Origin of the sequence: Gordonia jacobaea (assembly GCF_965344965.1) — a bacterium.
In the GTDB taxonomy this organism is placed as follows: Bacteria; Actinomycetota; Actinomycetes; order Mycobacteriales; family Mycobacteriaceae; genus Gordonia; species Gordonia jacobaea.
The window spans coordinates 504,677-527,476 of the sequence record NZ_CBDRLS010000003.1 but is presented as its reverse complement, the minus strand read 5'-3'; the positions used below and the strand labels follow the sequence as shown (position 1 = coordinate 527,476).

General features: G+C 64.4%; 19 protein-coding genes. 4 read left to right on the top strand and 15 right to left on the bottom strand.

Annotated features, from left to right (window positions below; genetic code table 11):
• Window positions 1-18: 18 nt before the first annotated feature.
• The 5 genes from ACRVY7_RS13035 to ACRVY7_RS13015 all read right to left on the bottom strand — a co-directional run bounded on the left by ACRVY7_RS13035 (window position 19) and on the right by ACRVY7_RS13015 (window position 5,400).
• Window positions 19-825 carry a polyprenol monophosphomannose synthase gene (locus tag ACRVY7_RS13035; protein WP_431817332.1) on the bottom strand — a complete coding sequence of 269 codons (807 nt, stop codon included), beginning with the start codon at window positions 823-825 and terminating at the stop codon, window positions 19-21.
• Window positions 809-2,506, bottom strand: coding sequence for an apolipoprotein N-acyltransferase (lnt, locus tag ACRVY7_RS13030; RefSeq protein WP_431817520.1), 1,698 nt, complete (start codon window positions 2,504-2,506; stop codon window positions 809-811). Before lnt ends, ACRVY7_RS13035 begins: the two co-directional genes overlap by 17 nt.
• 87 nt (window positions 2,507-2,593) lie before the next feature.
• A complete protein-coding gene (locus tag ACRVY7_RS13025; protein WP_431817331.1) occupies window positions 2,594-4,219 on the bottom strand; it encodes an amidohydrolase in 1,626 nt (541 codons plus the stop codon).
• 36 nt (window positions 4,220-4,255) lie between these two features.
• Entirely contained in the window at window positions 4,256-4,756 is a 501-nt protein-coding gene (locus tag ACRVY7_RS13020; RefSeq protein ID WP_005202976.1) for an FxsA family protein, read from the bottom strand.
• Window positions 4,757-4,908: 152 nt separating this feature from the next.
• Window positions 4,909-5,400 carry a MarR family winged helix-turn-helix transcriptional regulator gene (locus ACRVY7_RS13015; RefSeq protein WP_431817330.1) on the bottom strand — a complete coding sequence of 164 codons (492 nt, stop codon included), beginning with the start codon at window positions 5,398-5,400 and terminating at the stop codon, window positions 4,909-4,911.
• A gap of 66 nt (window positions 5,401-5,466) precedes the next feature.
• Here ACRVY7_RS13015 and ACRVY7_RS13010 point away from each other — a divergent pair, with 66 nt between their 5' ends.
• Entirely contained in the window at window positions 5,467-6,333 is an 867-nt protein-coding gene (locus tag ACRVY7_RS13010) for an alpha/beta fold hydrolase (protein WP_431817329.1), read from the top strand.
• Window positions 6,334-6,352: 19 nt separating this feature from the next.
• Here the strand turns inward: ACRVY7_RS13010 and cobN are convergent, their stop codons facing one another.
• On the bottom strand, window positions 6,353-9,982 hold the full coding sequence (gene cobN / locus ACRVY7_RS13005; protein ID WP_431817328.1) for a cobaltochelatase subunit CobN: 3,630 nt from the start codon (window positions 9,980-9,982) through the stop codon (window positions 6,353-6,355).
• Window positions 9,983-10,223: 241 nt separating this feature from the next.
• Here cobN and cobG point away from each other — a divergent pair, with 241 nt between their 5' ends.
• Window positions 10,224-11,435, top strand: coding sequence for a precorrin-3B synthase (cobG, locus tag ACRVY7_RS13000; protein ID WP_431817327.1), 1,212 nt, complete (start codon window positions 10,224-10,226; stop codon window positions 11,433-11,435).
• A gap of 3 nt (window positions 11,436-11,438) precedes the next feature.
• Here the strand turns inward: cobG and ACRVY7_RS12995 are convergent, their stop codons facing one another.
• Window positions 11,439-12,929, bottom strand: a complete 1,491-nt coding sequence (locus ACRVY7_RS12995) for a flavin-containing monooxygenase (protein ID WP_064869295.1) — start codon at window positions 12,927-12,929, stop codon at window positions 11,439-11,441.
• A gap of 92 nt (window positions 12,930-13,021) precedes the next feature.
• On the opposite strand from ACRVY7_RS12995, the gene ACRVY7_RS12990 reads away from it, so the two are divergent.
• Window positions 13,022-13,810 (top strand): SDR family NAD(P)-dependent oxidoreductase, encoded by a 789-nt coding sequence (locus ACRVY7_RS12990; RefSeq protein ID WP_431817326.1) that lies wholly within the window; start codon window positions 13,022-13,024, stop codon window positions 13,808-13,810.
• Window positions 13,811-13,869: 59 nt separating this feature from the next.
• Here ACRVY7_RS12990 and ACRVY7_RS12985 read toward each other — a convergent pair whose 3' ends face one another.
• The 4 genes from ACRVY7_RS12985 to ACRVY7_RS12970 form a co-directional block, all read right to left on the bottom strand.
• On the bottom strand, window positions 13,870-15,612 hold the full coding sequence (locus ACRVY7_RS12985) for a hypothetical protein (RefSeq protein ID WP_431817325.1): 1,743 nt from the start codon (window positions 15,610-15,612) through the stop codon (window positions 13,870-13,872).
• A 108-nt stretch (window positions 15,613-15,720) separates the two neighbouring features.
• Window positions 15,721-16,563: a nitroreductase family protein gene (locus ACRVY7_RS12980; RefSeq protein WP_431817324.1), complete on the bottom strand. Its 843-nt coding sequence runs from the start codon at window positions 16,561-16,563 to the stop codon at window positions 15,721-15,723.
• Window positions 16,556-17,056 carry a DUF2505 domain-containing protein gene (locus ACRVY7_RS12975; protein ID WP_431817323.1) on the bottom strand — a complete coding sequence of 167 codons (501 nt, stop codon included), beginning with the start codon at window positions 17,054-17,056 and terminating at the stop codon, window positions 16,556-16,558. Before ACRVY7_RS12975 ends, ACRVY7_RS12980 begins: the two co-directional genes overlap by 8 nt.
• The gene (locus ACRVY7_RS12970) at window positions 17,056-17,694 is read right to left on the bottom strand and encodes a flavodoxin family protein (RefSeq protein WP_064869353.1); all 639 of its coding nucleotides are present in this window, start codon (window positions 17,692-17,694) and stop codon (window positions 17,056-17,058) included. The genes ACRVY7_RS12975 and ACRVY7_RS12970 overlap by 1 nt, the downstream gene beginning before the upstream one ends.
• Window positions 17,695-17,873: 179 nt before the next feature.
• Between ACRVY7_RS12970 and ACRVY7_RS12965 the strand changes: the two genes are divergently transcribed.
• On the top strand, window positions 17,874-18,692 hold the full coding sequence (locus ACRVY7_RS12965; protein ID WP_431817322.1) for a class I SAM-dependent methyltransferase: 819 nt from the start codon (window positions 17,874-17,876) through the stop codon (window positions 18,690-18,692).
• A gap of 3 nt (window positions 18,693-18,695) precedes the next feature.
• Here the strand turns inward: ACRVY7_RS12965 and ACRVY7_RS12960 are convergent, their stop codons facing one another.
• The 4 genes from ACRVY7_RS12960 to ACRVY7_RS12945 all read right to left on the bottom strand — a co-directional run bounded on the left by ACRVY7_RS12960 (window position 18,696) and on the right by ACRVY7_RS12945 (window position 22,767).
• Entirely contained in the window at window positions 18,696-19,970 is a 1,275-nt protein-coding gene (locus ACRVY7_RS12960) for a phthiocerol/phthiodiolone dimycocerosyl transferase family protein (RefSeq protein WP_431817321.1), read from the bottom strand.
• Window positions 19,971-20,084: 114 nt separating this feature from the next.
• Window positions 20,085-20,924, bottom strand: coding sequence for an ABC transporter permease (locus tag ACRVY7_RS12955; RefSeq protein ID WP_431817320.1), 840 nt, complete (start codon window positions 20,922-20,924; stop codon window positions 20,085-20,087).
• Window positions 20,921-21,754, bottom strand: coding sequence for an ABC transporter permease (locus ACRVY7_RS12950; RefSeq protein WP_064869351.1), 834 nt, complete (start codon window positions 21,752-21,754; stop codon window positions 20,921-20,923). The genes ACRVY7_RS12955 and ACRVY7_RS12950 overlap by 4 nt, the downstream gene beginning before the upstream one ends.
• Window positions 21,755-21,762: 8 nt before the next feature.
• Window positions 21,763-22,767, bottom strand: a complete 1,005-nt coding sequence (locus tag ACRVY7_RS12945; RefSeq protein WP_431817519.1) for an ATP-binding cassette domain-containing protein — start codon at window positions 22,765-22,767, stop codon at window positions 21,763-21,765.
• Window positions 22,768-22,800 lie beyond the last annotated feature (33 nt).

Below are 22,800 nucleotides of genomic sequence, written 5' to 3'. Positions count from 1 at the left end.
GGCGCACCGTTGGGGCCATCAGGCTCGCTTGCGCAGCCCGATCTTCTGCAGGCGGTTCTCGATGCCCCAGCGCGCGACGCTGGTGAATGCCTCGGCCATCACACCACCGCTCATCTTCGACGAACCGACTTCGCGCTCGGTGAAGGTGATCGGAACCTCACGAACGTCGTATCCGGCCTGGATCGTGCGCCACGCCAGGTCGATCTGGAAGCAGTAGCCCGCCGACTCGACCGTATCGAGGTCGATGGTCTCGAGCACTTTGCGGCGGTACGCGCGATAGCCGGCGGTGATGTCGTGCACGTTGGCGCCGAGCGCCAGGCGCGCATACGTGTTGGCACCTCGTGAGAGGACTTCGCGATACTTGGGCCAGTTCACGAGTTTGCCGCCGGGAACGTAGCGCGACCCGATCGCGAGGTCGGCGCCCTCGTTCACCGCGTCGAACAAGCGATACAGCTGCTCGGGTGCGTGGCTGCCGTCGGCATCCATCTCGACGATGACCGCGTAATCGCGGTGCAGGCCCCATGCGAAACCTGCGAGATAAGCCTTGCCGAGGCCGTCCTTCTCCACGCGGTGCATCACATGGATACGGCCGCTGTCGTCGCCGGAGGCGAGTTCGTCTGCGACATCGCCGGTGCCGTCGGGACTGGAATCATCGACGACCAGCACGTGGACGCCAGGCATGGCTGCCTGGACCCTCGACACGATTCGGGGAAGGTTCTCGCGCTCGTTGTACGTGGGGATCACGACCAGTGCGCGTGAGCCGTCGGATGCGACGATTCCGCCCTCGTCTTGGCTGGTCGCACCTTCGCTACCCGTTGTCACCACGCTCCTCCGACTCCCTTACATCACCCTGTGCTGCCGGTGTGCCACCGACGCCGACCTTGCGAGGCCCGAGAGTGAACCTATAACGACGCGACAGCACGACCAAAAGCCCACCCACCGTCACCACGACGATGATCCACTGTGGCCACGCCCCGAGAACGGTCGCGACGGTCTTGGCCGAGTGCAACGGTAAGCGATCTGAGAGCACCGCCGGGGTGAACACGCCCGACTCGTGAGAGATGGATCCGTCGGGTTCGATGATCGCGCTCACGCCGCTGGTCGCTGCGACGACGACCGCCCTGCCGTGTTCGACGGCTCGGAACTGCGACATCGCGAGTTGCTGGTAGGTCATGTCCGTCCTGCCGAAGGTGGCGTTGTTGGTCGGGACGTAGAGAATGCGCGCGCCGTCGTCGACGGCGGCCCGAGCCGACCTGTCGAATGCGATCTCCCAGCAGGTGGAGACACCGACCTCTACGTTCCCGGAGCGTCCGGGGACGGTGATCGCCGACGGGCCGGTGCCCGGACGGAAGTTGCCCGCCATGGACGCGTACGACGAGAACATGCTGAAGAACGATCGCCAGGGCAGATACTCACCGAACGGCTGAACGATGTGCTTGTCGTAGCGCGCGACGGGACCTTTTGCGCCGTCCCACACCAGAACGGAGTTCGTGGGCCGACCGTCGGAGTTCATGACGAGAGTCCCGACGAGAATCGGCGCACCAACGGATATGGATGCGTCGGTGATCTCCTGTGCCGCGTCGGCGTTGGTGAGTGGCGAGATGTCAGACGCATTCTCGGGCCACGCAACGAAATCGGGTTGTTCGGCGGTTCCGGCGCGCACCGCGTCGGCAAGCCGCATGGTCTCCCGAACGTGATTGTCGAGGACAGCTCTGCGCTGAGCGTTGAAGTCGAGGCCGAGTCGGGGCACGTTCCCCTGCACCGCCGCCACCTGAACCGACGACGACGCGACGTTGCGGTCGAGGGTGTCGGGTGTCAGGGCAATCGCGGCGATCGGCCCGACAAGGGCCAGCACCACCGCCAACGCCGCGGCGCGCGCCACCGATCCGCTGCCGTTGACGACTCGGGTGACGAGAACAACGACAAGCCAGGCGATCGACGCGCCGAGCAATGCGACGGCGGCCGACACTCCCGGCGCCCCGAGGATCGACGCGAGCGGGAGCAGCGGACCGTCGACCTGACTGAACGCGGCTCTCCCCCAAGGAAATCCGCCAAACGGAACAGACGAACGCAGAGCTTCGACGCTGACCCACGACAGCGCAAACCACAACGGCGGGCACGGGAGTCTCATGGTCCACACAGCGCACACACCGAAGAGTGCCGAGAACACCGCAAGCACGACGGACAAGGCGATCCACGGAAGAGGGCCGACGTACACCCCGATCCACGGCAGCAGCGGGATGTAGAACGCCAGCCCATAGATGAATCCGACGAGTGCACCGACGCGGGCGCGGATGGGCCCGGAGAGCGCGAGGAACAGCAAGCCCATCGAGACGACGGCCATGAACCACCAGTTGCGCGGCGGGAACGCCGACCACATTGCCACGCCCGCCACGACGGCCAGGGCCGCACGCACGAGAAATGGGGTCCAGCCGCCACCGGCCAGCCTCGACCATCGTCGATTCGAGTGCTCGGGCGCGTCTGCCCGGGTGTCGGATGAATCCATGGGAGTCGCCGAGTCGTGGAGGCGCGTCGCGGTGTCGTCTACCGCCGTGTTGTCTACTGGGTTGTCGGCTACTGGGTCGCTCACTGGTCAGTGACCCTCGGCGCGGTAGATGTCACGACCTCGGTGCACAGTCCGCACACACCGTGGCAGCGGGCTGCCCGGCGAGACGTCGGGAAGTGCGGGCACACGGGACCGAGGGTCCAGCGACCAGCGCTGAACGCTCTCGTGCGATCCGGCAACGACGAGTTCGTCGACCTCCCAGACCGCGTAGCTCGCCGGTGCGCCGACCGCCAGTGTGCCGGTGAGTCCGTCATTCGTTCCTCCCGCGCGCCAGCCTCCTCGCGTCGAGGCTGCGAACGCACCGCGAGCCGAGATCGCGTTCCGTTGCTGATGGTGGTGGACGGCCGCACGTATCGTCGCCCACGGATCCATCGCGGTGACGGGTGAATCCGACGAAAATGCCAGTGCGACGCCAGCTTTGGCGAGCGTGGCGAAATCGTTCATCCGGGAGGCACGTTCGTCGCCGAGGCGCTGCGCGTAGAGGCCGCCCGGTGCGCCCCACCCTGCGTCGAACTGCGGTTGCATACTCGCGACGACACCACACGCCGCCAAGGTCTGAGCCTGGGCGGCGTCGACCATCTCCGCATGCTCGACGCGGTGAGCGCGCGACGCGAGCGCAGGCGTTCCGAACTCCGCCGCGAGTGCGTCGAGTGCGTCAACCACTGTCGCCGTCGCCGCGTCGCCGATCACGTGAAAGCCGGCTTGCAGCCCGGCCTCGGTGCATGCGCGTAGGTGGTCGAGAACCGTGTCCGGCGAAAGGTAGTCGATACCGGTGACGTCGGGGGCGTCGTGGTAGGGCTCGAGGAGCCATGCCGTCCGTGAGCCGATCGCACCGTCGATGAAGAGATCGCCGCCGAGCGCGTCGGCGCCCGTGATCGCAACGAGTTCGCGCGCGTGGTCGGCGTTCTCGGCCGCCTGCCCCCAATAGCGTCGGACCTCGACGGGATGATCGAGTCCGCCGATGGCGAGAAAGTCGTCGAGACCGCTGATATCCGGCCCGCCGTTCTCGTGGATGGCCACGATCCCCATCGATGCGACCGCGTCGAGTGCGCGCAGCTGTGCGCGGGTGCGCGACGCGGGGCTCACCAACGATCGTGCGGCTCCTCGCACGAGGTGGTGCGCCTCGGCGATCAGCGGCTCGTCGGGGTGATAGCCCTGTGCGTCCTCCAAGCCGACGACCAGGCGGCGCAGCGCCGTCGAGGCCACGGCGGAGTGTTCGTCGACTCGAGCCAGATAGACCGGGCGGTTGCCGACGATCGCGTCGAGGTCGGCAGTTGTCGGGAACCGGCCGTCGAGGGCCTCGGCGCCCGACCATGTCGAGCTGTCCCAGCCGCGGCCCCAGATCAGGTCGCCCTCGCCGGCGGTCGATACCGCGTCCGCGATCATGCGAAGACAATCGGTGCGCGACACGGCATCGTTGAGAGTGAGCCCGGTGAGCGCGAGTCCGGTCGACGTCAGATGCACATGTGAGTCGACGAATGCGGGTGCGACGAAAAGCCCATCCAGCTCGGTCACGGAAGCATCGGGGTGCAGTGCCTTCCCCACGTCGTCGGTACCCACCCAGGTCACTACGCCGTCGGTGACCGCAAGGGCAGTCGCGTCAGGAATAGCGGAGGAATAGACGGTCCCACCAAGGAGCAGTTCGGTTGCCACGATTGTTCAGTGTGCCCCTGTGGGGACCCTGGTGTATCAGTGGCCCCGCGGGAGCTGCGGCTGCTCGGCCGATGTCGAGGAGTTCGGTGTTGAGTAGGTCGGATCGTCGACGACGGTGCCGTCGATGACCGTTCCTCGCCTGACCCCGGCTTGGCCGTAGGCGCCTGCCCGGTCCATTGCCGACATCATCGTGCGCGCGCCGACTGCAGCCAGCACCGGACGCAGGGCACGTCGCGTCGGTGGAAGGAGTGCGACGGTTCCGACAACCGTGGACACCAGGCCGGGCGCGATCAGCAGGATCGACGAGGCGCCGACCACGGCGGTGTCGGCGAGCGGGGCTCGTGCGTCGACTTCGTTGCGTGAGGCGCGGCGGAGTTCACCGAACACCTTGCGGCCCTGCCAACGGAGGATGACGAATCCGACGAAGGAAGCCAGCAGTGTGATCAAAACCGCCCAGGCGAAGCCGAGTGTCATGACCATGGCCACGAACACGGCGATCTCGATCACCAGGTAGACGAGGAAGTACGGGAAGCGCATGGGTGTGCCTTTCTGGTCCGATGCAGGTGGGTTTCGACACCCGACGCCGCCCCGGAAATATGCCTTTCACTCCGTCCAACGAACGAGCACCCTATTTTGCTCCCGTGCCGGGGCCACGTAACCGCTTGCGTTCGGGGCCCAACCCTGACCGGCTACGTATTGCCCTGTTCGTCGTCCGTGTTCCGGTCGGACGCACTGCGCATTGCTTCGAGGAACCGTCCGATGACGTCGAGTTCGTGGGAGTCGAACTCGCTGAGTGCTGTCATCGCGTCGTCGATGAGTGTCCCGAAGAACTCTCGACCCGTGTCACGTGCGCGCTCGGTAACGGAGAGCAGAACTTTGCGTCTATCCCCGGGGTCGCCGGTGCGCTCGACGAGACCGGCTCGTTCGAGTCGGTCGAGCAACGACGTGATGGTTGCCGAGTTCACTCCCCCGAGCTTCCTTCCCAGCCAGGCGGGGGTCGCAGGCACTGCGTCGCGTTCGGCGTCGAGGAGCGCAATAAGCGCGCGCAGATCGGTTGGATGAAGATCCACCGTTCTCGCGAACCGCGCTCCTCGAATGTCCAGCTCGGTCATGAGTGTGCGCAACTGGCGGATCAGCAGATAGCGCGGTCCGCTCTCATCCGCGCGCTCACGGGAAGTCACGGTTCTCGACCTTAGCGCCGGCTTGATATAGCTTGATGAGCAAGTAACTAGATTATCGAGGTAAATATGAGCGAGACCGCTACCTTCCTTGCCTCTCCCATAGGCCGACGATTCTCCGAGGCCTACGACGCGCTGGTGAATCGTTGGCCGCCGGGCACCCGGCGGTTCGATCTCGCGTCGCCTTACGGCAACACGCACGTCGTCGCCTCGGGACCTGACTCAGGTCGACCACTCGTCCTGCTTTCGGGTTCAGGGGCAACGCTGACGGAGTGGTACTCGGTGATCGGACAACTCAGTCGGCGACACCGTGTCTACGCAGTCGACATTCCAGGCCAGGTCGGTGCGTCAACACCTTCGAGCACGCCGATCTCGTCGGTCCCCGAACTCCTGGATTGGCTTGCCGTCACGCTGTCGACGCTCGGTGTCGACGAACCGACGTTGATCGGCCACTCGTATGGGGCGATGATCGCTCTCGCATTCGCCGGTGGTGGGTTCCCGACGGACGGGCTGATCCTGGTTGAACCCAACTCGGTCTTCGGTGGCATGCGCCCCGAGTACCTCGCCCATGCATTGCCTATTCTCTTGTCTCCCAACGAGAACCGTGAACGCAGGTTTCTCGAATGGGAAACCGGATGTAGACCGCTCGACGAGCAGTGGTCAGATGTCGCCGCACTCGGCGCGACGATGCCGACGACGAAGCTCGTCATACCTCGGCGTCTGCGGTCCGTGCGACCGGAGGTCAAGCGCCGCACTGTGATCCTCGCCGAGCAGAGTCGCGTGCACGATGTCGCTCGAATCGCTGAGAACGTCCACTCCACGTGGCCGGGTACGCAGGTCGAGATCGTTGCCGATGCAACACACCACAGCCTGCCGATGTACCCGGACGTCTTCGGCGACGTGCTCGAGGCCGCACTCGACGAATCCGGGCGCTAGCACAGGTCCCGGCCGGCGGCTATTCCGACCGGCCCTCGATCTCGCCCTCGGCCTGCAGGTACACCGCCCGCAACTGGTCGAGCATGTCGGCGGGCGGCGCCTCCCACATGTCGCGATCGACCGCTTCGAGGAGACGCTCAGCGATGCCGTGCAGTGCCCACGGATTCGACTGATTCATGAACTCCTGATTGCGTTCGTCGAGCACGTAGGACTCGGTGAGCTTCTCGTACATCCAGTCGGCGACGACGCCGGTCGTGGCGTCGTACCCGAAGAGGTAGTCAACGGTGGCCGCCATCTCGAAGGCGCCCTTGTATCCGTGTCGCTGCATCGCGGAGATCCACCGGGGATTGACGACCCGTGCACGGAAAACCCGACTGGTCTCCTCGGAGAGCGTGCGCGTTCGGACCGCGTCGGGCCGCGTCGAGTCGCCGATGTATGCCTCCGGGGACTTCCCGGTCAGCGCTCGGACCGTTGCCACCATTCCACCGTGGTACTGGAAGTAGTCGTCAGAGTCGGCGATGTCGTGCTCGCGGGTGTCGGTGTTCTTCGCGGCCACCTTGATCCTGCGATACGCCGAGCGCATATCGTCGACTGCGGCGATGCCGTCGAGTTCGCGTCCGTACGCGTAGCCGCCCCATTCGGTGTAGACCCGCGCGAGGTCCTCGTCGCTTCGCCAGTCACGAGAATCGATGAGTTGCAACAGCCCCGCACCGTAGGTTCCGGGTTTGGAGCCGAAGATCCTGGTCGTCGCCCGACGTTGGTCGCCGTGCTCGGCCAGCGCCGCACGGGCGTGCGCCGCGACGAAGTTCTGGTCATCGGGTTCGTCGGCCGACGCAGCGAGTGCGACGGCGTCGTCGAGCATGGTCACGACGTGTGGGAACGCGTCCCGGAAGAATCCGGAGATCCTGACGGTGACGTCGATGCGTGGGCGACCGAGTTCGTCGAGGTCGATCAGTTCGAGATCGCGGACCCGCCGCGACGCCTCGTCCCAGATCGGCATGACGCCGAGCAGTGCGAGGATCTCGGCGACGTCGTCACCCGAGGTACGCATGGCGCTGGTGCCCCACGCCGAAAGTCCTACGGACGCAGGGTATTCACCGTGATCGGTCAGGTACCGTTCCAGCAGGCTGTCGGCCATCGCTCGTCCGGTCTCCCACGCGAGCCGGGAAGGAACTGCCTTGGGGTCGACGGAGTAGAAGTTGCGGCCCGTCGGCAACACGTTGATCAGTCCGCGTAGCGGCGAACCGCTCGGGCCCGCGGGAATGAAGCCACCGTCGAGTGCGTGCAGAATTCGCGGGATCTCTCCAGCGGTCTGCCGCAACCGTGGGACCACTTCTGTTGCGGCAAAGCGCAATACGTCGCCGACAGCGACGGGGTGGCCTGCCGCCGCGTCCTCGACTGCCGACGCCGACCACTCCCCTTTGGCGCACCTTGCCACGAGATCGCGGGCGGTGGCTTCGACGGTGTCGACGTCGGTACGCACGGAGTCTGCGCCTTCGTCGAGTCCGAGGGCTTCGCGCAAACCGGGCAAAGCCTCTGTGCCGCCCCATAGTTGGCGTGCACGCAGCATCGCGAGAACGAGATCGACCTCGGCGTCGTCTACGGGTGGTTCACCGAGGACATGCAGACCGTCGCGGATCTGAACATCCTTGATCTCGCACAGCCAGCCGTCGACGTGCAACAGCATGTCGTCGAAGACCTCTTCGTCGGGCCGTTCGGTGAGGCCGAGGTCGTGGTCCATCTTCGCGGCGGTCAGCAGCGTCCAGATCTGTTGGCGAATCGCGGGGAGTTTCGCGGGATCCAGAGTCGAGATGTTCGCGTGCTCGTCGAGGAGCTGTTCGAGTCGCGCGATGTCGCCGTAGGATTCGGCCCGCGCCATCGGGGGGATCAGGTGGTCGACGAGTACCGCGTGTGCTCGACGCTTGGCCTGGGTGCCCTCGCCCGGATCGTTGACCAGGAACGGATAGATCAGCGGGACGTCGCCGAGTGCGGCATCGGTGCCGCACTGTGCCGACATTCCCAGTGTCTTGCCCGGTAGCCACTCGAGGTTGCCGTGTTTGCCGATGTGCACGATCGCATCGGCACCGAAGCCCGGGATGTCCTGTGCGGCACCGGCCCTACCCGCGAGCCAGCGATAGGAGGCGAGGTAGTGATGCGATGGCGGAAGGTCGGGGTCGTGATAGATCGCGACAGGATTCTCGCCGAATCCTCGCGGCGGTTGCACCATGATCGCCACGTTGCCGAATGTCAGTGCTGCGACCACGATCTCGCCGTCGGAGCTCTGCGATCGATCGACGAAGAGGTCGCCTGGCGCAGGCCCCCAGTGCTGTTCGACGCCGTGCCGGAGTTCATCCGGCAGCGTCGCGAACCACCGCTCGTAGTCGGCGGCGCTGACGCGAATCGGGTTGGCAGTGAAGGCCTCCTCGGTCAGCCAGTCGGAGTCCTGGCCGCCCCGGTCGATGACCGCGTGAATCAGTGCGTCCGAGTCATTCTCGGCCAGACCGGGAATCGCGTCCGGACCCGATTCCGGGCCGATGTCGTAGCCCGCGGCGCGCAGGGCGTGCAGCAGGCGTACGAGGCTGCGTGGTGTGTCGAGGCCGACGGCGTTACCGATACGTGCGTGCTTGGTCGGGTACGCCGACAACATCAGTGCAATCCGACGATCCGCAGGTGAGATATGCCGTAAACGGGCGTGTGACACCGCGATTCCGGCCACCCGAGCGCATCGCTCACTGTCTGGCTGGTACCAGGGCAGCCCGTTCTCGTCGAACTCTTTGAAGGAGAACGGCACAGTGATGATGCGGCCGTCGAACTCCGGAACGGCCACCTGCGTGGCGACATCGAGCGGCGAGAGTCCGTCGTCGTTGGCCTCCCAGTCGGCTCGTGGCCCGGTGAGGCACAGCCCCTGCAGGATGGGGATGTCGAGTGCGGCGAGGCGCTCGATGTTCCACGCTTCGTCGTCTCCGCCGGCCGACGCCGTGGCGGGCGTCGCACCACCGGCAGCGAGGACGGTGACCACCAGTGCGTCTGCGGTGGCGAGCAACTCGATGAGGTCGTCGGGTGCGGTACGCAATGAAGCGCAGAAGATCGGAATCGGCCGCGCGCCCTGTTCCTCGATTGCTGTGCACAGTGCTTCGACGTACCGCGTGTTCCCCGCCAGGTGCTGCGCACGGTAGTAGAGGACGCCTATCGCCGGCGCGGTGTCGGGAACGGCTCTGGTCGGCTGCCGCTCGAGAACTCCCCAGCCGGGAGTCTGTTCGGGGGGTTCGAACCCGTACCCGGACAGCAACACCGTGTCGGACAGAAAGTTGTGGAGGTTGGTGATGTTGGGCACGCCGCCGAAGGCGAGATAGTTGTGGGCGTCTGCGGCCACACCGGCGGGCACCGTCGATAGCGCCATCAGGTCGGGATCGGGTTGCTGTTCTCCGGAGAGGACGACCACCGGCTTCCCGACCGCGAGGACGGCATCGAGTCCCTCCTCCCAGGCGCGACGCCCACCGAGGATGCGTACGACGGTGAGGTCGGCGTCGGCGACCATGCCGGGAACGTCGTCGAGCAGAATCCGCGACGGATTCGCGACGCGATACTCCGCGTCGCTCGCGTCAGCGGTGATGAGGTCGGTGTCCGACGTGGACAGCAGCAGGATCATCGCAACTCCTCGGACTCCGACTCGCGCGGAGACAGGTGGGACAGGGCCGAGACAGGTCCGAGGTCGCAGGTCTGGCATCGCGGCAGCCCGTTGGCTCTCGCGTCACAGTGGCGCGACCGCGCCGGAATCGCACCGGCTTCCGCGCACCTCGTGCGGCTCAGCCTAGTGCAGTGCGTTCCGACACAGCCGCACACGTCCCGCGTGCGGCCGCTGTGTACCGCCGACGCCTACGCTGGATACCGTGCGTGACCCCGACTCTTCTTCTGCAGACGGCCAGTCCCGTGAGCTCACTGGTGAGTTGCCGTCGGGGCGACCAGCGTCTGATCGATGCCCTGGAGTCTTCACCCCGCATCCGGCGGCCGACGGCGCACTGGCGCGTGTTCGCCTGCTCGGAGGTTCGATCACGCCGGAGCAACTAGCTGTACTCGCCGGTGTGGCCTCGCAGTACGGCGACGGCTTCCTCGATCTGACGGGGCGCGCCAACGTGCAGATACGCGGCATCACAGAGGTCGACGCTGTCGCCGACGCCCTCGTCGACGCCGGCCTGGTACCGAGCACCAGTCACGAAAAGGTGCGCAACATCGAGGTCAGCCCCTTCACCGGGAGGGTCGGCGGCAACGCTGATCTACGCCCTCTGGCGCACGAACTCGACGACGCGCTCCGCTCGGATCAGCGCCTCACGGCACTATCTGGACGGTTCCTCTTCGGCCTCGACGACGGGCACACCGACATCGTGGGTGGCGGCACCGATGTGTGTGCCATCGCGCGCGTCCGCACCGACGAAACGACCGGTTTCGACATCGTTGTCGACGGCGAGATCGTAGGCTCGGTCGCCCAGGAATCAGCCGTTGCGCAGGTGATGCTGAGCGTCGCGCACGATTTCCTCGACGCGGCGGACGGTGCGTGGCGCCCAGCCGATCTCCCCGCGTCCGCGCGTACCGATCTGATCGCAGCGACTCGGAGCCGACTCGACCCGCCGCTCGATCCCTCCCCCGACGCCATGACGGCCGACGAGCCTCGGGTGGGTTGGTTCGATCAGGACGACGGCCGCGTGCTGCTCGGAGCGGTGGTCGAACTCGGGCGCCTGCCTGCTCGACTCGCCGAGTTCATCGCAGCCGTCGAAGCGCCGGTGGTGTTCACCCCCGACCGCGAAATCCTCGTCTGCGACCTCGGTGAGGGCGTCGCCGAGACCGTGGTGCGGGTTCTCGCCCCGATGGGACTGATCTTCGACGCCGCGTCGCCGTGGACACGGGTCAGCAGTTGTGCCGGCGCACCCGGCTGCTCGAGTGGCCTGGCCGAGGTACGCACCGACGTGAGCGAACGCGTCGAATCGGGGCCGCCGGTCACCGAGCGTGAACACTGGGTGGGGTGCGAGAGAGGATGCGGATCACCGCGGGAACCTCACCTGCGGGTCGAGGCCACCGGCGCCGGATACCGACGCACACACGAGTGAGGATCAGGTCCGGTCGAACACGTAGTCATCGAGTGGGAACGAGTCCTGGGCAGTTACCGCCTCGTTCACCGACGTGGGACGGAACAGCGGCGTCTCGCCCTTGCTGTTGAACCAATACGACCTCGACGTCGCGCAGTTTCCGAGCGCGAACACCGAATCGGCGATTCTGGTGGTCATGTCGTCGAAGAACCTGGTGTTGGCTGCCTCGGTGACCTCGAAAGTGGTTGCGTCTCGACGTTGCAGCTCGCCGAAGAGTCGCGCGATGTGTCGCATCTGGCACTCGACTGTGGTGAACCACGACAACCCCACCCACGAGTACGGTCCCGCCGAGTTGAGGAAGTTGGGGAAGTACGGCATCGAGACACCTTCGTAAGCCTGAAAAGCTGTGTCGCGCCACCACTTTCCGAGGTTCCGCCCATCTCGACCGATCACCTCGATGGCTGGGAGATTCCCCTCCCAGACGTCGTAGCCGGTTGCGAGCAGTAGTACGTCGATGGTCGTCTTACGTCCGTCGCGCGTCACGATTCCGTCAGGCTCGATGTGGTCGATTCCCGCCGTCTCGAGATGCACGTTGTCTTGGCCGAACGCCCGGTAATACTGATTCGACACGGTTGGCCGCTTACAGCCGTAGTCGTATGTCGGCGTCAATGCCTGGCGCACCCCGCGGTCGCGGACCTGCAGAAAGCGGAAAAGTGCTGCGAGCTTCTTCGCATTCTCGTTGAGCGATCGAAACCTGCGGTACTTCCACATCGCGATGAGCATCAGCATCTCTTGGGTCACGTCGGTCACCCAACGCACCGCGCGCTGTGTCGCCGGGACCTTGGCGAACAGTCCACGGACAGGAGCCGGAATCGGAAGATCGAGTTTGGGCATGACCCACATCGGCGTCCGTTGGTACACCGTCAAATCGCCGACTTCCTTGGCCAGTTCCGGAATCACCTGCACGGCAGTCGAACCGGTCCCGATCATCGCTGCGCGCTTACCCGCGAAATCGTAGTCGTCGTCCCAGCGCGAGGTGTAGACGATATGTCCGGCGAATGAGTCGAGGCCGGGAATATCAGGTTTTGCCGGTTGTGACAGAAATCCTGTTGCACAGATGAGGAAACGCGTAGTGAGCGTTTCGCCGCCGTCGACCGCAACCTGCCAGGTCGACGAGTCCTCGTCCCACCTCGCACCGTTTACGGTTGTGTTGAACCGCATGTGGCGTCGAACATCGTATTTGTCCGCGACATCGACGGCGTATCGCTTGAGTTCCGGTCCTGGTGCGTAGAGCTTGGACCAGTTCGGGTTTGGCTCGAACCAGAACGAGAATGTCGGCGACGGGACGTCGACCGCCAGTCCTGGATAGCGGTTGACATGCCAGGTTCCGCCCAGGTCGTCTTCACGGTCGAGAATGACAATGTTCTCGAACCCCAACCGTTTGAGTGCGATAGCGCTACCGATTCCGCCGAAACCGGCGCCGACGATGATGACGTCGTACTGCGCTTCGTTCATGGAGGCACGGTACCCCGACGGCGTTGTCGACGTCGTGGGACCTTGGTCTGATTCCGGTGGTCTCGTCATAGTCAAGCTCTATTCTCGTGAGTATGGATATCTCCGGGGCGAACGTTCTCATCACAGGAGCCAGTGGCGGCATCGGCGAGGCGCTCGCCAACGCGATGGCCGCAAAGGGAGGCCGCTTGATCCTCACCGGACGCAGGCACGCTGTGATCTCCGAGCTCGCAAAGCGATTGGGCGGCACCGCGATTGCGGCCGACCTGGCAACTCCCGGCGGACCCGCCGAACTGGTGCGCGAGGCGGGGCACATCGATATCTTGATCGCCAACGCAGGAGTGCCGGCGTCGGGAGAGATCACCGACTACACGAACGACGAGATCGACAGGGCCATCGACGTCAACTTGCGCGCCCCGGTCATTCTGGCGAAATTGATTGCCGAACAGATGATTCCACGACGACGAGGACACCTGGTCTTCATGTCGTCGTTGTCGGGTAAATCGGCGTCGGCAGGCACAGCGCTCTACAACGGAACCAAATTCGGTGTTCGGGGATTCGCGCTCGGCTTGCGTGACGATCTGCGCCCTCACGGCGTCGGTGTCTCGTCGATCTTCCCCGGTCCGGTCAGGGACGCGGGCATGATCGCCGATTCGGCAGTGTCGTTGCCCCGCTTGGGTACTCGCACCACGGCGCAGGTTGCTCGCGCCACGGTGCGAGCAATCGAACGAAACCGTGCGGAGACCACCGTGGCACCGGTCAGTCTGCGCGCGGCAACCCTTGTGGGGGCGTTCGCCCCGGACACCGCGGCCCGTCTGGCACGCTTGTCGGGAAGCGACAAGATCGTGACCGCGATCAGTGAGGGTCAGCGTTCCAAGAGGTGACACTGCAAGAGGTGACACTGCAAGCGGGGACATTCCGAACCGGGACATGGCGAAAGCCGTTACGCCGCCGCGCCGGTAGAACCGCCGGCCGAACTCGTCGACGCGCCGCTATCGGATGACGTTCCCGTCGTCGCGCGATGCTTGCCGGTGTACCCGGAACCGTCGTCGGCACGATGCTTTCCTGCGCTCGGCGCGGAGGACGTCTGCCCCGCGTCCGGCGACGACTCTGTCGGTTCCGATTCTGATGGTGTCGAGTGCTCCGGTGTGGAATGCGCTGGTGCCGAGGTCGTCTCGTCGGAAGTGGTGCTCGGCGGCGGTGTTGGAGACGGTGTCGGTGACGGGGAGACAGTGGTCGGCGACTGGGTTGACGGCGAACCAGGCTCCGGCGCGGCGGCAGATGGCTCCGCGCCGGGACCCGGCGTCGGTATGTCCTGATCGGCCGGCTTGCTGTCGGATGCGAGCGCTTTGCTTCCGCGAAGAGCCTCGTCGGCGGTCAGGGTCACAGCTGTCTTCGCCGCGGTCGTCGGCACCACGCTGCGTAGCGTGCTCGACGTACGGCCGTTGTCGCCTGTGGTCGCTGACGGCAGCGCGTTGACGAACGACTCCTTGATCATCTCCGCCAGTTCTTCGGCGGAACCGAACGTGGCTCCACCCGCGGTGGCGAGGCCGTCGATGTTGGCCACGATGTTGTGAGCCAACAACTTCGAGAACTCGTCGAGCTGGTCGCCGAACGTCGCGAGATTCTGCGGGATGATCGTCGGCAACTGTGGGATCAGGGCGAGTGAATCGCGGGTGGATGTCACGCCGTCGGTGAAGATCTGATCCCAGGCGGCCTTGGTCCAGATGTTGGTGACGGGCACATAGTCTTCGCGGTTGGGGTCGGTTGGGTCGTAGTCGGATGGTGGGTTGAGGCTCCAGTCCTGTTCGGTCAGCTTCTGTCCGAGGTTGAATGCCGTGTAGTACTTCCCGAACAACGCGAACTTGGGTAGCGATCCGGGAGCGCCGGCGGTGCCGAACAATTGGCAGGGCAGACAATAGGTTCCGTCGACAAACGGGTTCAGGCCGTTGAAGACTGCAGTACCGAACTCACCGTATGCCTGCGCCCACTGCTGCGCCGTCGGACCCTGTTCGATCCTCCCGGACGGATCTTCGGTGAGTGTCTCCCAGACCGCCTTGGCGGGCCCCAGGAAGTCGAGGTGGACAGTCTGACCGGACCACCACGGCTGGATGGCTACCTGCTGACCATCGGCCGCGGTGTAGTACTCGCTGTCCGGATCGATGGTGTTGCGGATCTCCGGGAACGTGTAGCCCTCAGGACTCAGCAACTGCCACATCGGGACCTGGCCGTACTGCAGAAAATACAGGGGATCGCTGCACGGACCCGGCACTCCGGTGCAATTGGGTGTCATCGGCGCGAACGTCGCCAATGTCATCCACAACTGATCCGATTGAGCCGCAGCCACTTTCGGGATCGGCATGAGAAGGAGGCTGATCGCAGCCACCTTCTCGTAGTCCTGCTGATCGAATCCGACGACATTCGTCGGGATATAGAGCCACCAGTTGCCGGAGTCGTTGAACGCCTTCGTCGTCTGCTGCAGTGCTTGGTATTGCACTGCGGGCATGTTCGCCAGCGTCTCGTACACGTTGGCCGGAATATTGGCTACCGAACCAGCCGCATGCGCCTGCGCCCCGGGACCCGCGAGCTGCGCGCCCAAAGTCACCGCAAGACCTGCGCCCGCGACGGCGGCAACGACGGCGCCGCGGCGGCCGGCTCTCGTGGTGGTGGCCGTGGTGGTGGACATCGTGTGTGTCGCTCCTCTGCTCATGGGTCGGCTCTCCGTCGCGACGGTGTCACTTGGCACGTCTGCCGAGAAGGGTTCTGTACCTTATCGATATCGACGCTGTCGCCGTTACGCTTGTGGGACAGAAACATTCGTGATTTCGCTACTTGTCTCCGGATCTTCCGTCGACGTGTCTGCTGTCGGCCGCCGGGTCGACTCGTCGGGTTCGGTTGTAGCGTCGAGCGGCTGAAGCCAGGTGCGCACGCCGTAACCGTCAAGGTGCGTGACCTCTCCCACCGGGCGGCGCGTCGAAGGCCCGTAGCGGCCGCGAGGCCACCCGATAGGGACGACGCATACCGGGGTGACGTTGGCGGGCAACTGCAGGATCCGACGTGCCGACGTCAGGTTCCACAGGGGCATCGTGGTGAGCGACGCTCCGAGACCCATCGCTCGGGCGGCGAGCAGCAGATTCTGCACACTGGGATAGATCGATCCCCAATAGCCCGACTCTGCAGGGTGCGGCATCCGGAGTCCGGTGACCCGTCCCTCTCTCACGCCAAGCCGTAGGCACGCGATCACCAGTACCGGTATCTCCTCGAAATGGTCGACCTGCCACTGCACGGCCTTGACCGTGCGTGCGGTCGCCGGGTCCTGTCGTACCAGGTAGCGAAGCGCGAAGCGGGTGTACAGATTCCATGCCTGTCGATAGCGCTTCGCCAATCGTCGCTTGATCTCACGATCCTTGACGACGACGAACTCCCATTGCTGCCCGTTGTTTCCGGTAGGCGCCTGGAGCGCGAGCTCGATACATCGGAGGACGACGGCGTCGTCGACCGGATCGGGCAACACCCGTCGAATCGCTCGTTGCGTCATCATTGCCGCGTCGAGTGGCATGGCCAGTCGGTCGAGTGCCTCGTCGGTGCTCGGAATCGGTTCCGGCGTCGTGGCCGATGGTCGTTTCGCGTCAGTCATGGGTCCGTACCCACTCGGTCGTGAACTCCTGAATGACCGGGATGTGAAGTGTGAACTCCTGTGCGACATGGCTTTCGATCTTTCCGCCAAGGAGCGGAACGGGCACTGCCACCACACCGGAGAATGTCATGCGAGAACCGTCGCCGTCAGGGACGATCTCGGCCGTACCTCCGCCGGACCCAGGTGCGCCGGTGACCTCGACCACGAGTTCCCCACGGACGACGTCCTTCTCGACGGTCACCCAGGTCTCTGTCGTGCGGATCGTCAGGCCGCGACGGTACACCTTGGTCAACAGCGATGGCAGCGCATCGTGGCCCAGGTCTTGCACCGTGACGACCTCGGTTCGGCCGCCGTCCACGGTGAGATCGTCGAGAACCGTGTGGTTGTCGAACTCCGCGAATCTGTCGTGCCAGTACTCGGCGCGCCCGAAGGCTGCAAGAATCTGCTCCGGCGATGCCGACGACGAGACCTCGACCTCGAATTCACGCGCCATCAGACCTTCTCCCCCATCAGCCGATCTGCCAGTCCCGCTGCGAAAACGCGCACCTCGTCAAGGTGTTCGGGCTGCACGTTGGTCGGTGGCAGCCGGACGCCGCGGTACGTCTCGCGATACTCCCCCGAGCCGAGAAAGCTGGTGAGCGACAACATGGAACGGAGCTGATCGCCGGGATACTCGACGTGCATTCCTCCGACGTAGTGCCCGCCCTGCCATTGGCCGAGTTTGCGAACCTCGTCGAGATTGCCCTTCCAACTGTCGCGGCAGACGACAAACGTCGCGAACGGTGTGCCCGCGAGGAGGTTTCGTGCTTCGTCGGTTTTCAGAAATGAGCGTATCGGCATAGACGCTTTACTCCACCACGTCGGAGAACCGATGCACACCAGGTCATAAGGGGTTTCGCTCACTTCTCGGGGAATCGAGATATCACCGGTCTTTCCGGCTACTTGTGCCGGCAGGACGCTGAGCATGTCCGGCCAGACGTTACGCATGGGAAATCGAGCGAATCGACGGGCATAGCGAGCGTCTGTGAATCCGATCTGGGCGTTCGTCACGTCGTACCCGCGCGTCGCGAATTCTGCTGCGGCGGTGTCGAGTAGCCGACGAGTTTGTCCCGAGTAGCTGTAATAGAGCATCAGCACGCGGAGGCTTTTGCGCCCTTCGGTGGTTGGCGTATCGATCACCGGAAACCCTTTCGTATGCGTGCAGGAAATCGGAGTGGACTATTCGAGGAACTATGCATTCGCTTCGCACAGCCAGTTGATGTGAACCGCCGTGATGGCGCCGAGAGCATTCTCCCGTTAGTGTGTTGCAAATGACCGACAAGGCCGCAGTAGACCTCACCGGTGCCGCGAAGACCATGCTCACCACCCTGTACCTGAAATCCCTCGATGCACAGTTCGACGAGCCAGTTCTCGGCGATACGTTCGCACGGGACGCGGTCAGCAGACTCGACTTCGACTGGAGTGACCTGAAAGTCACGGCGAAGTGGGCACCGATCGTCACCGTACGGACCGCCCTCTACGACATGTGGGCACGCGAATTCCTCGCCGCACACCCTGAGGCGACGGTCATCCACATCGGTTGTGGTCTCGACGCGCGGGTGTTCCGACTCGATCCGGGCCCCGAGGTGCGATGGTTTGACTGCGATTTTCCCGACGTGATCGCCCTCCGTGAACAGATCTACCCGACGCGCCCCGGCTACGAGCTCATCAAGACGTCTGCCACCGACCCGTCGTGGTTGGAGAAGATCCCGACAGACAAGCCCGTGCTGTTTCTCGCGGAGGGCATCAGCATGTACCTCACCCAGGACGAGGGCACCGCGTTGCTGCGACGCGTGGTCGACCGATTCGATTCCGGCGAGATCCAGATCGACTTCTACAACTGGTTGGCCATCAAGACACAGAAGATGCACATGCTCAACAGGCGTTCCGGTTCGACGCTGCACTGGGCGGTCAACGATCCCGCAGACGTGCTCGACGAGGTCCCTGGCCTGCGCAGTGTCGCCGACACCACGCTGTTCGACGCACCCACCTTCGATCGGGTGCGCGGTTCGTTTCGCACCGCCGGAGCTGTGACGCGGGCGATGCCTGCTGCTCGAAAGTCGTTGCAATACCATCGATTCGCTTTCTGATCCTCAGCCGACGCTGCTTGCGACGGCGGCGTCGGCGAGTTCGATGAGCAACTGCTCGACTGCCGCGATGGAACGCTCCGGTTCTGGTCCGTGGGTGTGGTATTCCACCATGAGCTGACCGGCAAAGATCTTGCTCGTGTACATCTCGATACCGCCGGCCACCTGGAAGTGCAGTTCGCCGTGCACCGCGACCAACTCGATGTCGCTCGGCGTGCGCATGGGTGGAATGATGCCGTTGTCCGTCATCATCACCACATCGGGAAGTCCGGGTGGATTGCCGTCGTACTGCGGTGTGAAGTGCAGTAGTGACTGCGCGATGACCCCCTCATCGAGGTCGGTGCGATAAGCGTCGGCGATTGCCTGAGCCAGTTTTAGAACGTCTGTGCTGCGGTCGATCTCGGCGAGGAAGGTGCCAACGCCCACGGGATTGGTCGCAGCAGTCGCGGTTACCGGTGGACTGAGGATGTAGCGAAGGTCGACCGGGTAGATGTAGGGCACGGGGATCGCGCGCTCGCCTCGCAATCGCCACTCTGCCATCAGGATGGCCGCCGACAGCACCCCGTTGAGGCTGATCTTGTGATTGCGCGCGTACGCGGTGATGGCGGCCGTGTGCTCAGCCGAGAGCTGACACCACGCCATCGGTACGCGGATCGGTGCGGGCGGGCGTTCTGCGGACGCCGAACGCCGTGACGGAGGCAGGTCGTACGCAAACAATGCGGGCATGAAGCGTTCGAGTCCGGAGCGGGCGAGTTTCGTGATGCCGCGTTCGGACAACACCGTCTCCAACGACGCGGGCGCGGGCTCGATCTTGCCGGGACGGATGTCACCGGTTGTCACGAGATCGGTGTAGTACGAGAAGAGTTCTTCGATGAGACTGAACTGATGGTGGCCATCGGCGAGGGCGTGGTGTACATAGAGGGTCGCCTGCACCGTGTCGTCTCCGACGATCACCCGCAGATGGACCAGCGTTTCGGTCTGATCGAAGTGGATGGGCGTGATCTCGGTATCTGACCTCGTGATCTCGGTATCTGAATTGTCGACGACGATGATGCCCGGATGCATCAGGTCGTCGACCACGATTTCCCAGCGACCGTCCTCGGTCTGCTCGAGATGTCCACCGAGGACGGGATGAACGTCGAGCAGGGTGTCGAAAGCATCGGCAAGCGCGTCGACGTCCAGCGGGCCTGACAGGTGCGCACCGAGACCGACGAAGTTGTGTGTCGCTGCGAACATTTCTTCGCTCTTGGCCAGTTTTCTGATCGTCGAAGCTGAACTCATTCGGTCTTTCCTGCCATCTCGGTGGTGTGGCGCAAGGTCACGTCTCGTTGTCTGTGGGCCGCTATCGCTGGGCCCAATATCTCTGGGCGCAGGCCTGGTGCTCGCGGCGTCCGGCTAGTCGCGCATGCTCGCCTTGCGATAGCCGATTGCCGCGGGAATCAGGCACACGGCGATGATGGCGCCCGACCAGATCAGCAGCCCCATCAGCGGTGTCAGCACCGGACCGCCCAGCGAGAGTCCGCGCATCACGTCGATGGTGTAGCTGAGCGGCTGGTGTTGCACGGCCGGTTGAATCCATTCCGGGTAGGCGTCGAGTGGCACGAACCCGGTGGAGAAGAACATGAACAGGCCGGAGATGAGGGCCGTGGCCTCGACGACGATCGCTTTGGCCGAGTACAGCGCAACTGTCGCCACCATCATGAAGAACGCGAGCCCGAATATGCAGGGCACGAACAACCAGCAGATCGCGGCGAGTACGCCCTCGTGAAAACGCATACCCAGAATCAGGCCGGTGATCATCAGTGCAAGTGTTGCCAACACGATTCGCGCGGCCTCCGCGGCGAATCGCGAGATGAATCCGGCTGCCCGATGGATCGGCAGCACCCACAACCGGGCGAGTAGACCGTCGTCGCGCTCGCGCATGATTCCCAGGCCGCCCACCGTCGAACCCTGAGTGGCCGCGACCATTGCGACGAGCGGCACGCTGCCATAGAGCGCGCTGTGTCCGCTGAATCGTTGGATGCCGTCGCCGAGCACGATATTGAGCGTCACCAGAAAGGCGACGGGCACCAGCACCGTCTCCGCAGTGGTCGCGGGGTCGCGTGTCCACCGGCGCAGCAGTCTCGCAGTGAGTGTTGCGGTGTCGCGCACGAGGGATCGCAGCGATGTCTCTGCCGTGTCATCGCCGCGGGCGGGCAACGTGGTGACGGAATCCAATTCGATGGTCGAGGTCATTTCTTCACCTTCTCCGACGAGGTGAACGCGTACGCCATCATCAACACCGCCAGCAAACCCACGATCCAGGCGATCGCGGGTCCGAGTGTGGCCCAGCCGATCTCACCGGCATAGGGGGTCGAATCACCCGCGAGTGCTCGCAGCGCATAGACGAACTGAGAGATCGGCTGGTTTCGTACGAAGCCCTGAATCCACGACGGGAAGGCTTCTGCCGATTGCACTCCGACCGAGAGCAATCCGAAGATCAACTGCGGCAACATCATCATGTGTGTCGTCGCGTCCGGGTTGCGGGCAACGGTACCGACCACCTCCCCCAGCAGCGAGAGAACCAGTCCGATCGCGAGTGCGAGCAGGCAGAATCCGACAGTGCCGCCAACTCCGTTGTAGAAGCGGAAGCCGATGACGTAACCGCAGATGAGCGAGATCACGAGAGCGACCGTGCAGCGGTACATACTCGCCGTCAATCGGGATGCCAGAGGAACGAACCGCGAGATGGGCATCGCCCGAAAACGTCTGTTGATGCCCGCGACGGCATCCGACGCGGAACGGAACGCGCCCGAGATCGCCGCGAAACTGACTGCCTGCAGCGCGATGAGCGGCATCAGGTATTGGGCATAGCTGCTCATATCCGTCGCGTACATCCCGATCTTCTTGAGGGGGATGTAGAAGCCGACGGTGAACATGATCGACGCCGCGATCTGGGTGACGAGTTCGCCATTGCGCAGTGTCGGCAGAATCGAGCGCGACGTCAGCACCCACCACTGTTGCAGGCGTGATGGTTCCACGTCGCGGGTGGTCGACGCGTCCCGCGCGTAGGCGCCATTACGCACCGTTCCCGTCACCTCGTCAGCCGTTCGTCGGGGCGACGGCCGCCGGTGTTCTGTCCGTTGGTGGGTTGCTGGTGTGCTGTCTCGGTGTTGCCGGTGAGGGCGAAGAACACCTCGTCGAGTGAGGGGCGTCGGAGGCCGATGTCTGCCAGTTGGATTCCCGTTGGTGAGAGCCGATGAACGACCTCGACGAGCGTCTGCGGGCCGCGTGGCGCAGGCATCGAGACCCGGTCGGTCTCCGCGGACAGCATGTTCTGCTTCTGGCGGGGCATCATCATCGGGCCGAGTGCGTGCAGGATGTGCGGAATGTCGGAGGGATAGCGCGGAACGATCTCGCAGAACGTCGCACCGGTCCTCGCCTTGAGTTCGTCGGCGGTGCCCTGGGCGATGACGGTGCCCCGGTTGATGACGACGATCTTGTCAGACAGCGTGTCTGCTTCTTCCAGGTACTGGGTGGTCAACACGGTTGCGATGCCCTCGCCCTTGAATTTGGCCACCAGATCCCACACGGACTGCCTGCTACGGGGATCGAGGCCGGTCGTCGGCTCGTCGAGGAAGACCACTTCTGGGCGCACCACGAGTCCGCACGCGATGTCGATACGTCTACGCATGCCGCCGGAGTATGTGCCGAGTTGACGATCCGACGCGTACTGCAGATCGAATTGGTCGAGCAACTCGTCGGCCCGATTCTTGGCTGCGTGCTTGCGCAAGCCCTGGAGTCGTCCGAACATGACGAGATTCTCACGGCCCGTGAGCATCTCGTCGAGCGCGACCTGCTGACCGGTCAGCATGATCGACCGTCGGACCGCCGCGGGATCGGTGGCGACATCGTGCCCGGCGACGCGAACGATGCCGGAGTCGGGTGTGCTCAGCGTCGACAGGATGTCGACTGTCGTGGTCTTTCCCGCTCCGTTGGGGCCGAGCAGGCCGAGGACCTCACCACGACCAACCGAGAAGCTCACTCCACGCAACGCCTCGAAGTCGCCGAAGCGCTTGCGCAGCCCTTCGACCACCACCGCGTAGTCGGACTCGTCCCGGCGCCGGTGACG

Coding starts and splice junctions, on each gene's coding strand:
- ACRVY7_RS12980 (WP_431817324.1), bottom strand. CDS start 16,563: ATGACTGACGCGAAACGACCATCGGCCACGACGCCGGAACCGATTCCG.
- ACRVY7_RS12990 (WP_431817326.1), top strand. CDS start 13,022: ATGGATATCTCCGGGGCGAACGTTCTCATCACAGGAGCCAGTGGCGGC.
- ACRVY7_RS13020 (WP_005202976.1), bottom strand. CDS start 4,756: ATGCGCTTCCCGTACTTCCTCGTCTACCTGGTGATCGAGATCGCCGTG.
- ACRVY7_RS12960 (WP_431817321.1), bottom strand. CDS start 19,970: ATGAGTTCAGCTTCGACGATCAGAAAACTGGCCAAGAGCGAAGAAATG.
- ACRVY7_RS12975 (WP_431817323.1), bottom strand. CDS start 17,056: ATGGCGCGTGAATTCGAGGTCGAGGTCTCGTCGTCGGCATCGCCGGAG.
- lnt (WP_431817520.1), bottom strand. CDS start 2,506: ATGGATTCATCCGACACCCGGGCAGACGCGCCCGAGCACTCGAATCGA.
- ACRVY7_RS12995 (WP_064869295.1), bottom strand. CDS start 12,929: ATGAACGAAGCGCAGTACGACGTCATCATCGTCGGCGCCGGTTTCGGC.
- ACRVY7_RS13010 (WP_431817329.1), top strand. CDS start 5,467: ATGAGCGAGACCGCTACCTTCCTTGCCTCTCCCATAGGCCGACGATTC.
- ACRVY7_RS12970 (WP_064869353.1), bottom strand. CDS start 17,694: ATGCTCTATTACAGCTACTCGGGACAAACTCGTCGGCTACTCGACACC.
- cobN (WP_431817328.1), bottom strand. CDS start 9,982: ATGATCCTGCTGCTGTCCACGTCGGACACCGACCTCATCACCGCTGAC.
- ACRVY7_RS12965 (WP_431817322.1), top strand. CDS start 17,874: ATGACCGACAAGGCCGCAGTAGACCTCACCGGTGCCGCGAAGACCATG.
- ACRVY7_RS12985 (WP_431817325.1), bottom strand. CDS start 15,612: ATGTCCACCACCACGGCCACCACCACGAGAGCCGGCCGCCGCGGCGCC.
- ACRVY7_RS12955 (WP_431817320.1), bottom strand. CDS start 20,924: ATGACCTCGACCATCGAATTGGATTCCGTCACCACGTTGCCCGCCCGC.